At 65.0% G+C, this 12,595-nt stretch carries 18 protein-coding genes; 13 read left to right on the top strand and 5 right to left on the bottom strand.

Translation table 11 applies throughout. The features are described 5' to 3' along the window. Positions 1-13: 13 nt before the first annotated feature. A complete protein-coding gene (locus tag EWH10_RS19795) occupies positions 14-451 on the bottom strand; it encodes a J domain-containing protein (protein ID WP_025549609.1) in 438 nt (145 codons plus the stop codon). Next, the gene (locus EWH10_RS19790) at positions 451-1,257 is read right to left on the bottom strand and encodes a division plane positioning ATPase MipZ (RefSeq protein ID WP_044660579.1); all 807 of its coding nucleotides are present in this window, start codon (positions 1,255-1,257) and stop codon (positions 451-453) included. The genes EWH10_RS19795 and EWH10_RS19790 overlap by 1 nt, the downstream gene beginning before the upstream one ends. 109 nt (positions 1,258-1,366) lie before the next feature. Between EWH10_RS19790 and panC the strand changes: the two genes are divergently transcribed. After that, positions 1,367-2,212: a pantoate--beta-alanine ligase gene (panC, locus tag EWH10_RS19785; protein ID WP_044660580.1), complete on the top strand. Its 846-nt coding sequence runs from the start codon at positions 1,367-1,369 to the stop codon at positions 2,210-2,212. Between the two features lie 38 nt (positions 2,213-2,250). Here the strand turns inward: panC and EWH10_RS19780 are convergent, their stop codons facing one another. Continuing rightward, positions 2,251-2,691: a CopD family protein gene (locus EWH10_RS19780; protein ID WP_025549611.1), complete on the bottom strand. Its 441-nt coding sequence runs from the start codon at positions 2,689-2,691 to the stop codon at positions 2,251-2,253. A gap of 14 nt (positions 2,692-2,705) precedes the next feature. Next, positions 2,706-3,767, bottom strand: coding sequence for a uroporphyrinogen decarboxylase (gene hemE / locus EWH10_RS19775; RefSeq protein WP_044660581.1), 1,062 nt, complete (start codon positions 3,765-3,767; stop codon positions 2,706-2,708). A gap of 287 nt (positions 3,768-4,054) precedes the next feature. Here hemE and EWH10_RS19770 point away from each other — a divergent pair, with 287 nt between their 5' ends. From EWH10_RS19770 to EWH10_RS19720, 11 genes are all read left to right on the top strand, one after another. Next, positions 4,055-4,876, top strand: a complete 822-nt coding sequence (locus EWH10_RS19770) for a pyruvate, water dikinase regulatory protein (protein ID WP_025549613.1) — start codon at positions 4,055-4,057, stop codon at positions 4,874-4,876. Between the two features lie 4 nt (positions 4,877-4,880). Beyond that, entirely contained in the window at positions 4,881-5,474 is a 594-nt protein-coding gene (locus tag EWH10_RS19765; RefSeq protein WP_044660582.1) for a Maf family protein, read from the top strand. Further along, complete coding sequence (gene aroE, locus EWH10_RS19760; RefSeq protein ID WP_044660583.1) at positions 5,471-6,292, top strand: shikimate dehydrogenase; 822 nt, start codon at positions 5,471-5,473, stop codon at positions 6,290-6,292. The genes EWH10_RS19765 and aroE overlap by 4 nt, the downstream gene beginning before the upstream one ends. A 19-nt stretch (positions 6,293-6,311) precedes the next feature. Continuing rightward, positions 6,312-6,905, top strand: coding sequence for a dephospho-CoA kinase (coaE, locus tag EWH10_RS19755; protein WP_044660584.1), 594 nt, complete (start codon positions 6,312-6,314; stop codon positions 6,903-6,905). Between the two features lie 45 nt (positions 6,906-6,950). Next, positions 6,951-7,643 (top strand): DNA polymerase III subunit epsilon, encoded by a 693-nt coding sequence (gene dnaQ / locus EWH10_RS19750; protein WP_044660585.1) that lies wholly within the window; start codon positions 6,951-6,953, stop codon positions 7,641-7,643. Between the two features lie 95 nt (positions 7,644-7,738). Continuing rightward, positions 7,739-8,335 carry a ribosome hibernation-promoting factor, HPF/YfiA family gene (hpf, locus tag EWH10_RS19745; RefSeq protein ID WP_025549618.1) on the top strand — a complete coding sequence of 199 codons (597 nt, stop codon included), beginning with the start codon at positions 7,739-7,741 and terminating at the stop codon, positions 8,333-8,335. Between the two features lie 119 nt (positions 8,336-8,454). Next, the gene (locus EWH10_RS19740) at positions 8,455-8,922 is read left to right on the top strand and encodes a PTS sugar transporter subunit IIA (protein WP_025549619.1); all 468 of its coding nucleotides are present in this window, start codon (positions 8,455-8,457) and stop codon (positions 8,920-8,922) included. Next, the gene (locus tag EWH10_RS19735) at positions 8,882-9,391 is read left to right on the top strand and encodes a PaaI family thioesterase (protein WP_037482870.1); all 510 of its coding nucleotides are present in this window, start codon (positions 8,882-8,884) and stop codon (positions 9,389-9,391) included. The genes EWH10_RS19740 and EWH10_RS19735 overlap by 41 nt, the downstream gene beginning before the upstream one ends. Continuing rightward, positions 9,381-9,731, top strand: a complete 351-nt coding sequence (locus EWH10_RS19730; RefSeq protein ID WP_025549621.1) for a DUF1491 family protein — start codon at positions 9,381-9,383, stop codon at positions 9,729-9,731. Before EWH10_RS19735 ends, EWH10_RS19730 begins: the two co-directional genes overlap by 11 nt. Positions 9,732-9,907: 176 nt before the next feature. Beyond that, positions 9,908-10,555, top strand: coding sequence for a cell wall hydrolase (locus EWH10_RS19725; RefSeq protein WP_025549622.1), 648 nt, complete (start codon positions 9,908-9,910; stop codon positions 10,553-10,555). A 99-nt stretch (positions 10,556-10,654) separates the two neighbouring features. Continuing rightward, on the top strand, positions 10,655-11,149 hold the full coding sequence (locus EWH10_RS19720) for an MmcB family DNA repair protein (protein ID WP_025549623.1): 495 nt from the start codon (positions 10,655-10,657) through the stop codon (positions 11,147-11,149). A 115-nt stretch (positions 11,150-11,264) separates the two neighbouring features. Here the strand turns inward: EWH10_RS19720 and EWH10_RS19715 are convergent, their stop codons facing one another. Beyond that, complete coding sequence (locus EWH10_RS19715; RefSeq protein ID WP_238320117.1) at positions 11,265-11,888, bottom strand: ankyrin repeat domain-containing protein; 624 nt, start codon at positions 11,886-11,888, stop codon at positions 11,265-11,267. A gap of 47 nt (positions 11,889-11,935) precedes the next feature. Between EWH10_RS19715 and EWH10_RS19710 the strand changes: the two genes are divergently transcribed. Next, positions 11,936-12,592: an SCO family protein gene (locus EWH10_RS19710; protein ID WP_170825579.1), complete on the top strand. Its 657-nt coding sequence runs from the start codon at positions 11,936-11,938 to the stop codon at positions 12,590-12,592. Positions 12,593-12,595 lie beyond the last annotated feature (3 nt).

The raw sequence follows: 12,595 nt of genomic DNA, 5'->3' as shown, positions 1-12,595 counted from the left end.
TCTTCCCTTGGCTTCAGTGGCGCTGCGCGGCTTCCCTGATCAGCAGGTCGCGGGCAGCGTTGATCTGGGCCGCCAGCGCTTCGGTGCCACCCTTGTCCGGATGAACGGAGGCGATGAGGCGGCGATGCGCGGCACGGATGGCGCTGGCATCGGCGTCGGGGCCCACGCCCAGCAGCTTGCGGGCGTCGATCACCGCCTGAGGGGAAACGGCCCGGGTGGCGGGCTGGTCCGACCGGGCCTTCGCCTTGCCGGGACGGCTCTTGGCGAAGAAAAACAGGGTGGCGCCCAGCAGCAGCGGCGCGCCGACCAGCGGCTTGCCCTTGGCCGCCATGACCGCGCCGACCAGAGCGGCGCCCAGCGCCATGCCATCCTTCGCGCTCATGCGTTGCAGTCGTCCCGTCCAGATAAGCCAGGCGGCAAGCCCGATCAAAGCCAAGGCAAGCAGACCCATCAGGCCGCGCCGAGCAGATCCACCGGCGCGACCTCATCGCGCGAGGGAAGGGCGAGGCCCGACACCATCTCGCGCAGTTCCTGCCGCGCGGCGATATGGCTGACGCCCAGTTCGCCCAGATGCCCCTTGTCCAGCAGCGTAAGCCCCGAAGGGAAGAGTTCGCGGAAAATCACGCGCTCCGAAAGGCCGGGAATCACGCGGAATCCGACGCGGCGGGAAAGCTCCATCAGGGCATCTCCGACGCGCTTCTTGTTGCGCGCGTCATGATGCTGGACGCGGTTGCGCAGCACCACCCAGTCGATGGTCACGCCGTCGGCCTTGGCCCGGGTCTTGCGCGCCTCGAAGATCAGTTCTGAATAGAAGGAAAGGCGCTTCACCTTGAAGGTTTCCGCATCCACCTGCCCGATCAGGTCGAAATCGACGAAGCTGTCATTCATCGGCGTCACCAGCGTATGGGCGCGGGCGGCCATGTGGCGGGCATAGTCATCGTCGCGGCCGGGCGTGTCGATGACCAGGAAATCCTTGCCCTCGGCCATGGCGGCGGCCTGTTCGTTCAGCGCCTCGACGCTGTCGCCCTGGAACACCGCGAAGTCCGGGGTAGGCAGGTCGATGCCGCGGCGGCGCGCGGTGTCGGCGCGATTCTCCATATAGCGGGTGATCGTGCGCTGGCGCGGGTCCAGGTCGATCATGCCGACCCGGTGACCCAATACCGTCAGCGCGATGGCCGTGTGCACGGCGGTGGTCGACTTGCCGGTTCCGCCCTTCTCATTGGCGAAGACGATATGGTGCGTTTGGGCGTTCGCCATCGGACCTTTATAACCCCGTTGATTGTCGCAATGATTCTTGACCGTTTCAGCCGGTCGTGCCTTAGCAGGATATACCCCTGTCGATGCCCTTATCGGAGCCGTTCCTGTCGTGCAAATCCTCCGTGACCTGCCTTCCCTGCGTGCCGCCGTCGATGCGCTGAAAAGCGACGGAAAACCGATGGCTCTGGTGCCCACCATGGGCGCGCTGCATGACGGGCATATGGCGCTGGTCGAGGAAGCGCGCCGCCATGCCGGGCATGTCGCGGTGTCGATCTTCGTCAATCCCCGCCAGTTCGGGGTGAACGAGGATCTGGACGCCTATCCCCGGCGCGAGGCGAAGGACGCGCAGATGCTGCAGGCGGCCGGAGTCGACATCCTCTGGGCGCCGAGCGTGGACGTCATGTACCCGGCGGGCTATACCACCAACATCTCCGTCTCAGGCGTGACCGAAGGTCTGGACGGCGCGGCCCGGCCCGGCCATTTCGACGGCGTGGCGACGGTTGTGGCGAAGCTGTTCAACCAGGTCCGCCCCGATGTCGCGCTGTTCGGGGAGAAGGATTATCAGCAGCTCGCCGTGATCCGGCAGATGGTCCGCGATCTGGACGTTCCCATCGAGCTTGTCGGGGTGCCGACCCAGCGGGCCGAGGACGGCTTGGCGCTGTCGTCCCGCAACGCCTATCTCAGCGAGGAGGAACGCAGGGAAGCGCTGGCTCTGCCCCGCGCCCTGGGCGAAGCGGCGCGGCAGATGGAAAAGGGCGCGACCGTCGAGGCCGCCCTTGCCAGGGCCGTTGCCCTGCTCGCGGCGCATGGTTTCGATCCGATCGACTATGTGTCGCTGTGCGATGCCGTGACGCTGGAACCGATGACGGTGCTGGACCGCCCGGCAAGGCTGCTCGGTGCGGCGAAGCTCGGCAAGACACGGCTGATCGACAATATTCCGGTCGATCCGCTTTGATTTCCGTCATCCCGGCTTTGGCTGGGATGACGGCCATGTCAAAAGGGCTTTACGATCACCGCGATCACGATCACCGCGGCGGCGATTCCCGGAATCTCGTTCACCAGCCGCAATTGCTTCTCGCTGAGCGGCCGCAGCCCCTTGGCCAGCTTCTTGGCATAGCCCGCGATCCAGCCATGATAGCCCGACAGGCCCAGCACGAAGAGCAGCTTCAGGTGGAACCAGCCGAAATGCCAGGCGCCGATCTCGACCATCAGCATAAGCCCGAAAACCCAGACCAGGATGAGGGACGGATTGAGGATGATCCTGAGCAGCCGCCTTTCCCGGTCGATCCACTTCCTGTCCTCGTCCGACCCCACCGGACATTGATGGTGATAGACGAAGAAGCGGGGCATCATGAACAGGCCCGCCATCAGGAAGATGACGAAGATGACATGCGCGGCTTTGACCCACAAATAGGCTGCTCCCAGATAAGGCATGGTTCAGTCTCCCGCTACGACCGCATCCGGCGCACATGGCTAATCAGCGCTTCGACATGATCAATGGGGGTGTCGGGGAGAATCCCGTGGCCCAGGTTGAAGATATGCGGCCGACCGGCAAAGGCGGCGCGGATATTGTCCACGGCCTCTTCCACCGCCCTGCCGCCGGCGATCAGCGCCAGCGGATCGAGATTCCCCTGCACCGGCAGGCCCTGCGGCAGCGCGCGGTCGGCCCAATGCGGGTCGACCGTTTCATCCACGCCCACCGCATCGACGCCGGTCCCCGCCGCATAATCCGCCAGTTTCGCGCCCGCGCCCTTGGGAAAGCCGATCACCGGAATCTCCGGATGGATCGCCTTCAGCTTCTCCACGATCCGCCGGTTGGGCTGGATCACCCAGCGGTCGAATTCCAGCGGGGCCAGACTGCCCGCCCAACTGTCGAACAGCTGCACGGCCTCCACGCCCGCCTCGATCTGGCCGGAGAGATAGACCACGGTGGCATCGGCAATGGCATCGATGATCGCGCCGAATTTTTCCGGCTGGCTGTAGGCAAGGCGACGGGCGGCGCCCTGGTCCTTGCTGCCCTGCCCGGCGACCATATAGGTCGCGATGGTCCAGGGACTGCCCGCAAAGCCCAGGAAGGTCACATGGCTGTCCAGCGCCGCCTTGACCTGCCGCACCGTCTCATAGACCGCCTCGAAGCGGCTGAAATCCGGTTTCAGGACCGACAGCTCCGTCTCCGCCAGGACCGGTGCGAGGCGCGGGCCTTCCCCCGCCTCGAACCAGAGATCCTGCCCCATGGCATAGGGCACGATCAATATGTCGGAAAACAGGATCGCGCCGTCGAAACCGAAGCGGCGCAGGGGCTGGAGGGTCACTTCCGCCGCCGCCGCGCTGTCATAGACCAGTTCGAGGAATCCGCCCTTTTCTGCCCGCAAGGCGCGATATTCCGGCAGGTAACGGCCTGCCTGACGCATGAGCCACATGGGCGGCACGGCAGGGCGCGCACCCTTCAGGACCGAAAGCAAGGGCTTGGCCGTCAGGTCATTCGAAAGGGCGGCATCGGGTCCCGTCATAAACTCTCTTATATTTAGATTCAAAAGGATGATGGAGATAGTGGGGCGGTTGGCAGCGGGGTTTATGCGCTGTGCCCCGATTTGCCAACAACTTGACTCCTCAAGGCCGCCGATTCCGGTCCGAGTCAGTCGGCTTATTCCCGTTATCCACAGGCTGTGGGTGGAAATTTCCTTCTGTTGGCGGGCTGTGGAGAAGATTCCCGGAATCGGGGAGGACGAAAAGCGCCTGATTTCACCCGCAAGCTATGCCTTGATTTATCCACAGCCTCCCCACAGAGATGTTCTTCATGTCGCGCATCCATCTCCACCTGCTTTCGGACTCGACCGGCGAGACGCTGGAAAACATAGCGAAGGCTGCCATCGGCGCGTTCGAGAATGTCGAGGCGGTGCGCCATTTCTGGCCGATGGTTCGGTCCGACGTCCATCTCGACCGGATCATGGAGGAGATCGCCGCCAATCCGGGGCTGGTGCTGTTCACCCTCTCCAACCATCAGCTCCGGCGTCGGCTGGAGACGCGCTGCCGGGCGCTCGGCCTGCCCCATGTGGCGGCGCTCGACAGCGTGACCGACGCCCTCTCCAACATATTGGGGCAGGAAACGCGCAACCGTCCGGGGCGCAAGCATATATTGGACGAGGCCTATTTCGCGCGGATCGAGGCGATCCAGTTCACCATCGCCCATGACGATGGCGTGGGCCATGAAAATTGGGAGGAGGCGGACATCGTGCTGGCTGGCGTTTCCCGCGCTTCCAAGACGCCGACGTCCATCTATCTCGCCAATCGCGGGTACAAGACCGCCAATATCCCGCTGGTGATCCAGTCGCCGCCGCCGCGCAGCCTGTTCTCGCTGAAGCATCCGATGGTGGTCGGCCTGACCGTCAGCCCGGAACGGCTGGTGCAGATCCGCCGCAATCGCCTGCTGTCGCTCAACCAGGCGCCGGAGACCAGCTATGTCGACATCGACCGGGTGCAGGAGGAGCTGTCTTTCGCCCGGCGCATGTTCGCGGACAATGGCTGGCCGGTGATCGACATGACCCGCCGGTCGATCGAAGAAGCCGCCGCCGCCATCATCAACCTGTTCAACGACCGCGTGCTGGCGGAAGGAGCATGAGACCATGATCGTGCTGGCATCGCAAAGCGCGAGCCGCCGCGCCCTGCTGGAAGCGGCGCAGGTGCCGTTCGAGGCGCTGTCCCCCGGCGTGGACGAGGAAGCGGCGAAGGAAGCGCTGCGCGCCGACGGCCTGGATGCGCGGCAACTGGCCGATGCGCTGGCGGAACTGAAGGCGCTTCGCGTCTCGCGCCGGGTGCCGGGCGGGCTGGTGCTGGGCTGCGACCAGACCCTCAGTCTGGATGACGGCGCGATGATCGACAAGGCGGTCGACCGCGCCGATGCGGAGCGCATAGTGAAGCTGCTTTCCGGGCGGGTGCATCATCTCCACAGCGCGGCGGTGATCGCGCTCAACGGCGAACCGATCTGGCGGCATGTCGAGCGCGTGCGGATGACGGTGCGGCCTCTGTCGGACGCTTTCATCACATCCTATCTGGACGGCGATTGGGAAAATTGCCGCTGGTGCGTCGGCTGCTACCGGATCGAGGGGCCGGGCGCGCAGCTTTTCAGCCGGGTCGAAGGCAGCCAGTTCGCGATTCAGGGCCTGCCGCTGCTGCCTTTGCTTGACTTTCTGCGCGTCCGGGGCGTTCTGGCGACATGACCGACAAGCTCCCCTATGCCGAAGTGATCGGTGATCCGATCGAACACAGCAAGTCGCCGCTGATCCACAATTTCTGGCTCGATGCGCTGGGGATCGAGGCGGAATACAGGAAGACCCATGTCACCGGCGATGGCCTGTCCGCCTATTTCCTGGCGCGGCGCGCCGATCCGGACTGGCTTGGCTGCAACGTCACCATTCCGCACAAGATCGCGGTGATGGACTATACCGACGATCCGGGCGGCGTCCGGGAACGGATCGGGGCGATGAACACCATCGCCAGCGAGACGGGCGGACCGCTGATCGGCACGAATACGGATGCGGGCGGATTCCTCCAGCCATTGCTGCGCGACAGGTGGAAGGGGCAGAGCGCCGTTCTGGTGGGGGCGGGCGGCGCGGCGCGGGCGATCCTGTTCGCCCTCACCAGCCTGGGCGTGCCGGACATCACCGTCATGGTGCGCGATGCGGCCAAGGGTCAGGCGCTGCTCGACCGTGCAGGGGTCAGGGGCCGCGTGATCGGCATGACCGATGCGCTCCCCCGGGCGGACCTGCTCGTCAACACCAGCTCGCTCGGCATGGTGGGCCAGCCGGTGCTGGACCTGGACCTTTCGCCGCTGGGCCCGGAAGCGACGGTCTATGACATCGTCTATGCGCCGCTGGAGACGGAGTTGCTCAAGGCGGCGCGCATCCGGGGCCTGAAGACCCTAGACGGGCTGGAGATGCTGATCGGGCAGGCGGCGCTGGCCTTCGACATCTTCTTCGATGCGGAGGCGCCGCGCGAACGGGACGAGGAATTGCGCGCCCTGCTGCTCGCCGCCTGAGATTCATGAAGATGATGGGATGAAGATCTACGGTCTCACCGGCTCCATCGGCATGGGGAAGTCCGCCGTCGCGGGGATGTTGCGGCGGGAAGGCGTTCCCCTGTTCGACGCCGATGCGGAGGTGCATCGCCTGCAGGGGCCGGGCGGCGCGCTGCTGCCGGCGATAGAGGCGCGCTTTCCCGGCACGACCGGTCCCAAGGGCGTCGACCGGGCGAAGCTGGGCGCGGCGGTCTTCGGTCATCCCCAGGAATTGAAGGCGCTGGAAGCCATCGTCCATCCCGCCGTGCAGCAGAGCCGCAAGGCCTTTCTGCAACGGAACCGATCGCGCCGGTTCGTCGTGCTGGACATTCCGCTGCTGTTCGAAACCCATGGCCATCGTCGGCTGGCCGGCGTCATCGTGGTCACCGCCCCTGCCTGGAAGCAGCGCAAGCGGGTTCTGGCCCGGCCCGGCATGACCGCTGCAAAATTTCGCCGGATTGTCCATCTGCAAACACCCGATGCTGAAAAGCGGCGGCGGGCCGACTATATCATCCATACGGGCACGACCTTCGCTGAGACCCGCTTCCAGGTTCGCCGCTTGGTCGCTTGCCTTGGTGCGAAGACAGGCCGATAAGAGGGGGCCGGCGAGGTTGGCCGGCAAGAGTCGTTGTAGAGGGCGATGCGCGAGATCATTTTCGACACCGAAACGACGGGATTCGACCCAGCCTCCGGCGATCGCCTGGTCGAGATCGGATGCATCGAACTCCTCAACCGGGTTCCCACGGGCCGCACCTTCCACGCTTATTACAATCCGCAGCGGTCGATGCCGGCCGCGGCCGAGGCGGTGCACGGCCTGTCCGACGCTTTTCTGAAGGACAAGCCGCTATTTTCCCATGGGGTGGAGGAACTGCTCGCCTTTCTGGAGGACAGCCATCTGGTCGCCCATAATGCGCGCTTCGACTTCGGCTTCCTCAATCACGAACTGAAGCTGTGCAAGCTGCCTGAAGTGTCGATGGAGCGGATGATCGACACCGTCGCCATCGCCCGGCAGCTTCACCCCGGCGCCAAGCACAGCCTCGACGCGCTCTGCACCCGCTACGGCATCGACCGCAGCCATCGCATCAAGCATGGCGCGCTGCTCGACGCCGAATTGCTGGCCCAGCTTTACATCGAACTGACCGGCGGCCGTCAGATCGGCCTCGGTCTTGCACAGGAGGAAGAGAAACTCGTTGTAAATATGGAACTTGCGGCGGAAGTCGCGGTTCGCCCTGTTCGTCCCGCGCGTGTCTTTGCGGCAGGCGCGGAGGAGCTGGAGCGGCATGCAGCGTTCGTCGCGACGCTGGACAAGCCGCTCTGGCTTGAGGAGGCCTGATTACGGCTGTCCCTTCGGGATGGGCTGCCTTCACGGCCTCCACGCCAACCGGGTCGCCAATCCCGGGCGGTCCGGCAAGAATAAGGAGAAGGCATATGGATATTCGTGTTTCCGGGCATCAGGTCGATACGGGTGACGCGCTCAAGCAGCATGTCTGGACCCGTCTGGAGGCCATGGCCGAGAAATATTTCTCCCGCGCGCTTTCCGCCCAGGTCACATTCCGGCCGGCCCCGCACGGCGCCTTCCATTGCGACATCGTCTGCCATGTCATGACCGGACTGATCCTGAAGGGCGCCGGAGAGGCGCAGGAGGCGCATCCTGCCTTCGATCAGGCGGCCGAACGGATCGAGAAGCAGTTGCGCCGCTATCTGCGCCGCCTGAAGGACCGCAGCGCGCAGGCCGCGGCGGCGGAGGCCAGCCGGGCCAATGGATATGGCGCCGATGAACTGGACGGCGCCGGCTACACGATTTTCGCGTCCCCGGCCGATGAAGAGGACCCGGCCGAAGCGCCGCTGATCGTGGCGGAAACCCGGGTCGACATTCCCGAAGCCAGCGTGTCGGACGCGGTGATGATGCTCGACCTGCGCAACACCAATGCGCTGCTGTTCGTCAATGCCGGGACGGCGGCGTACAACATGGTCTATCGGCGGCAGGACGGGACCATCGGCTGGGTAGAGCCCCGCCTGGGCTGATCGCCTTCCCCCGGCCGCCGGTTGACCTCGATCCGCTGGCGGCCTATGGGGCCGGACTTTAAAGATCCGGGCATTGCGTCATTTTTCCGAAGCTGGGCGCGGCTCGGCTGGGATTCGGCATGGTTCATTTCAACGATATCGTCGCACCGGATGCATTGGGCACCGCCCTTTCGGTGAACGGCAAGAAGCAGTTGTTTCAGAAGGTTGCGGCCTTGGCTGCGCAGGCCTACGGCCTGGCTGCCGATCCGGTGGCGGAGGCGCTGCTGGAGCGTGAGAAACTGGGCTCGACCGGCTTTGGGGGCGGAGTCGCGATTCCCCATGCGAAGATTCCCGGCCTTCAGAAAATGTGCGGGGTGGTGGTGCTGCTCGATCCGGCGGTTCCTTTCGACGCTGTGGACGAAGCGCCGGTGGACATCGTCTTCGCGCTGCTCTCTCCGGTGGATTCCGGCGCCGAACATCTGAAGACCCTGGCGCGCGTTTCGCGCTACCTGCGTGACGAGGGGCAGATCGCCCGGCTGCGCGGCGCCAAGTCGACGGCGGCGCTCCATGCCCTGCTCGCCGGTGGCGAGGCGCGTGACGCTGCCTGATCCGGGTTCCGCCGCCAGCGCCTTGCCCAGCGGGGAGCAGGCGCATTTCCGGGCGCTGGAGTCCCTCTACCGTTCCGCACCGATCAACCGGCTGTTCCGGTCGGAACTGACGATTCCGGAAGAAGGCCGGTCGATCATCCATTTCGACGTGGATGAGACGCAGTTCCATGCGGCCGGCGCGGTGCACGGCACGGTCTATTTCAAGATGCTGGACGATGCGGCCTTCTACGCCGCCAACAGCCTGGTCAGCGATCGCTTCCTGCTGACCACCAGCTTCAACCTGCTGTTCACCCGCCCGATCGGGCCGGGCCGGATTCGGGCCGAAGGGCGCTGGATCAGCGGAAAGCGGCGCGTCTATGTGGCGGAGGCCAGCCTGATCGACGCCGACGGCGAGGAGGTCGGGCGCGGCACCGGCACCTTCATGCGGTCGCAATTCCCCCTCTCCTCCCTGCCGGGCTATGCCGGCTGACCCATCCGACGCGCGGCTGACCAGCGCCATGCTGGTCGGTGTCCTGATGCGCCGCTGCGCCGCGGCGGGCGGCTTTGCCACGGTGCTGGTGAAGGGCGATGCCGTCAGCGGCGTGATCCTGCTCCAGGCGCTGGAAAATGGCCGGGAACAGGGACTGTTCGAACGCGTTCCTGATTATGCGGGCGGCTATCGCCTCACCCGCTGCGGCCCGGACCCGGAAAAGGGGGCCGAGGCCATGGCTCAATATCTTGCGCGCCGGCGCGGATCGGACCCCGATCTGTGGGTCATCGAACTCGACATCGCGGATGCGGAACGGTTCGCCGCTGAAACGATCTGTTGATCGTTGACTCATTTTCCTCGCGCGGGCACAGGCCTCCGACGCTTTCAACGCGCAGGTTGCCGGTTTTCGTCCATGGGGGGCGGATGCGGTAAACACGCAGACGGGGGGCGGCCGAACGTCGTGTTTTAGGGGTTTTTTGACGTTCCCGGCCAAGAACCGCACGATTTTGAGCTGTAATGAGTTTTCGTCTGAAGGCTGCGATCTTCGCGGCATTTTCCCTTTCCGCCACAGCGGCGGTTACCGCGGCCGACATGTCGAGCGCTTCCGAGGCGGCTCCGTCGGTCCTTTCCCTTCCGGGAAGCAATGAGCTGAATGCAGCTCCGGCCGGCGCCACGCCCGCCGTCACTTTCGCCGCGCCGCGCGAAGTCGTGCAGCCGCTGGCTCCCCTTTCCGACAGCGCCGATGTGAAGGCCGACAATCTCGCCGCCCTCGTGGACGCGCAGGGCGCGGCCGAGGATGTTTCCGGCGACATGAAGTGCCTGGCCGGCGCCGTCTATTTCGAATCCAAGGGCGAAAGCCTGGAAGGCCAGTTGGCCGTTGCCCGCGTCATCATCAATCGCGCCCGGTCCGGCCGCTTTGCCGATAGCCTGTGCGGCGTCGTCTATCAGCCCGGCCAGTTCAGCTTCGTGCGCGGCAATGGCATGCCGTCGATCCGCCTGGGCAGCGAAAGCTGGCGCGAGGCCGTCGCCATCGCCCAGATCGCGATGGACGATAGCTGGGACAGCAAGGCAGAGGGTGCGCTCTATTTCCACGCCCGTCGGGTTTCGCCCGGCTGGGGCAAGCGCCAACTCGCCGCGATAGACAATCACGTCTTCTATCGCTGACCGTTTCGCGCCCGGCGCGCAGGGGGTGAAGAAGGGCCGGTTCGGGCGATCCTGAATCGGCCCTTTCCTTTTGTTCCCTTCCTGTTCTAAGAACCGGACATGGAATCCGATCTTTCCGACAGTTGTTCGCCCCTCACGGACGGCACGGCTCTGGCCGTGGCGCGGGGCACGCTGCGCCTGTTCTTCCGCCATGACATGAGCGGGATATTGGAAGTGCCGCTGCCCAATGGCCGGCGCGCCGACATCATGGCGCTGGACGGGGCGGGTCGGATCACCATCGTGGAGATCAAGTGCAGCCGCGCCGACCTGTTGGGCGACATGAAATGGCCCGACTATTTCGATTATTGCGACCGCTATTTCTGGGCCGTGCCGTCGGGCTTCGACCTGTCGCTGTTCGAGAGCGAGGCGCTATGGCCGGGACGGACGGGATTGATCGTCGCGGACCAATATGACGCCGAACTGGTGCGCCCCGCACCTATGGAGCCGCTGGCGGCGGCGCGGCGCAAGGCGGAAACGCTGCGCTTCGCTAGGCGGGCGGCCAGGCGGCTGACGGCGCTGGCGGACCCGGATCATGCCGCGGAACTGGGGTGGTAGTCTGATCTGCGTGGAGATCGATGAGGGGACGGATAGTCTCCCGCGACATTCCCCTTAAGCGATACGTGCTCCTGCGCAGGAACACACATCGTCTGATGTTCGCTTCAGGAAAAAATCAGAACACCGGCCCCTGCACCGGTCCCTTGGGCGCGGTCTTCGTCTTCGCAGCGCTCAGCGCTTCCACCAGCCCCGGCGTCCTGGCGTCGCGCTCCGCATAGTCCCGCGCCGACATGCCGGCGATCGTGTCGCGCTTGTCGGGATTGGCGCCTTGCGCGACCAGCAGCCGGACCAGCGCCACGTCGCGAAGCTGCACCGCGCGGATCAGCGGCGTCTCGCCGCTGCCATTCGCCTTGTCCACCTGCGCATTATAGGTCAGCAGGCTGCGCACGCCTTCCTCGAACCGGGCCTGCACCGCGTCCATCAGCGGCGTGTTGCCGTTATTGTCGGTCAGGTTCGGGTTTGCGCCCTTGGCGAGCAGGAAGGTCAGCCATGTATTGTCCCGCCGGGCGACGACCAGATGCAGCGCGGTATCGCCCGTCGTCACGTCGCGGCTGTTGATGACGGTCGATCCCGGCTTCTGGATCAGGTCGGTCACCTTCTGCCCGTCGGCGTCCTTGACCGCCTTCAGAAAATTGTAATTGTCGGAAAACTGCGCCTGCGCCGCGACCGGCGACAGCAGCGCCAGGGCCAGAGCGGCGGCACGGCCAAGGCCCATCCAAGCCGGAAAACGTCCTGTCATTATGTCCATAGCCCCGTTGGGATTTGCAAATCGGGCCATAGCAGGGCATGGCTGGCGGCGCCATGAACAAAGCGCTGATTTCGCTCGCCCTGCCGCTGACCGCCCTGCTGGCAGCCTGTAATATGGGGGCCGGGGGCAATGCATCAAGCGGCGATGAAAGCGCCCAGGGGGATCTGCACGGGGCCAGCATCGGCGCGCCCTTCACCCTGACCGATCAGGATGGGAAGAAGGTTCGCTGGGACGATTTCAAGGGCAAGTATCGGCTGGTCTATTTCGGCTACACCTATTGCCCCGATGTCTGCCCGATCGACCTGCAACGGATCATGCAGGGCTTTTCGAAGTTCGAGAAGGATAAACCGGCGCTGGCCGCAAAGGTCCAGCCGATCTTCATCAGCGTCGATCCGGATCGGGACACGCCCGCCGTCCTCAAAACCTATGTCGCGGCCTTCCATCCGCGCCTGATCGGCCTGACCGGCACGCCGGACGAAATCGCCAAGGTGGCGAAGGATTTCGTCGTGCTCTACAATAAGGAAGAGGCGAAGGGCGCAAGCGGCTATTTGGTCAGCCACAGCCGCACGCCCTATCTTTTTGGGGGCGATGGCGCGCCGGTCGCGCTGGTGCCGGTGGACGATCCGGGAACGCCGGATGTGGATGAGGGCGATCCCGCCAGGGTGACGGCCTTCCTCGAAAAATGGGTGAAGTGACGG

The sequence above is a fragment of the Sphingobium fuliginis genome (genome assembly GCF_004152845.1).
GTDB classification, from domain to species: Bacteria; Pseudomonadota; Alphaproteobacteria; order Sphingomonadales; family Sphingomonadaceae; genus Sphingobium; species Sphingobium fuliginis.
This window is presented reverse-complemented; position numbering and strand designations above follow the sequence as displayed.

Bases quoted from the DNA above. Each gene is read 5' to 3' on its own strand.
- EWH10_RS19795 (WP_025549609.1), bottom strand. From the start codon at position 451: ATGGGTCTGCTTGCCTTGGCTTTGATCGGGCTTGCCGCCTGGCTTATC.
- EWH10_RS19790 (WP_044660579.1), bottom strand. From the start codon at position 1,257: ATGGCGAACGCCCAAACGCACCATATCGTCTTCGCCAATGAGAAGGGC.
- EWH10_RS19780 (WP_025549611.1), bottom strand. From the start codon at position 2,691: ATGCCTTATCTGGGAGCAGCCTATTTGTGGGTCAAAGCCGCGCATGTC.
- hemE (WP_044660581.1), bottom strand. From the start codon at position 3,767: ATGACGGGACCCGATGCCGCCCTTTCGAATGACCTGACGGCCAAGCCC.
- EWH10_RS19770 (WP_025549613.1), top strand. From the start codon at position 4,055: ATGTCGCGCATCCATCTCCACCTGCTTTCGGACTCGACCGGCGAGACG.
- EWH10_RS19765 (WP_044660582.1), top strand. From the start codon at position 4,881: ATGATCGTGCTGGCATCGCAAAGCGCGAGCCGCCGCGCCCTGCTGGAA.
- aroE (WP_044660583.1), top strand. From the start codon at position 5,471: ATGACCGACAAGCTCCCCTATGCCGAAGTGATCGGTGATCCGATCGAA.
- coaE (WP_044660584.1), top strand. From the start codon at position 6,312: ATGAAGATCTACGGTCTCACCGGCTCCATCGGCATGGGGAAGTCCGCC.
- dnaQ (WP_044660585.1), top strand. From the start codon at position 6,951: ATGCGCGAGATCATTTTCGACACCGAAACGACGGGATTCGACCCAGCC.
- hpf (WP_025549618.1), top strand. From the start codon at position 7,739: ATGGATATTCGTGTTTCCGGGCATCAGGTCGATACGGGTGACGCGCTC.
- EWH10_RS19740 (WP_025549619.1), top strand. From the start codon at position 8,455: ATGGTTCATTTCAACGATATCGTCGCACCGGATGCATTGGGCACCGCC.
- EWH10_RS19735 (WP_037482870.1), top strand. From the start codon at position 8,882: ATGCCCTGCTCGCCGGTGGCGAGGCGCGTGACGCTGCCTGATCCGGGT.
- EWH10_RS19730 (WP_025549621.1), top strand. From the start codon at position 9,381: ATGCCGGCTGACCCATCCGACGCGCGGCTGACCAGCGCCATGCTGGTC.
- EWH10_RS19725 (WP_025549622.1), top strand. From the start codon at position 9,908: ATGAGTTTTCGTCTGAAGGCTGCGATCTTCGCGGCATTTTCCCTTTCC.
- EWH10_RS19720 (WP_025549623.1), top strand. From the start codon at position 10,655: ATGGAATCCGATCTTTCCGACAGTTGTTCGCCCCTCACGGACGGCACG.
- EWH10_RS19715 (WP_238320117.1), bottom strand. From the start codon at position 11,888: ATGACAGGACGTTTTCCGGCTTGGATGGGCCTTGGCCGTGCCGCCGCT.
- EWH10_RS19710 (WP_170825579.1), top strand. From the start codon at position 11,936: ATGGCTGGCGGCGCCATGAACAAAGCGCTGATTTCGCTCGCCCTGCCG.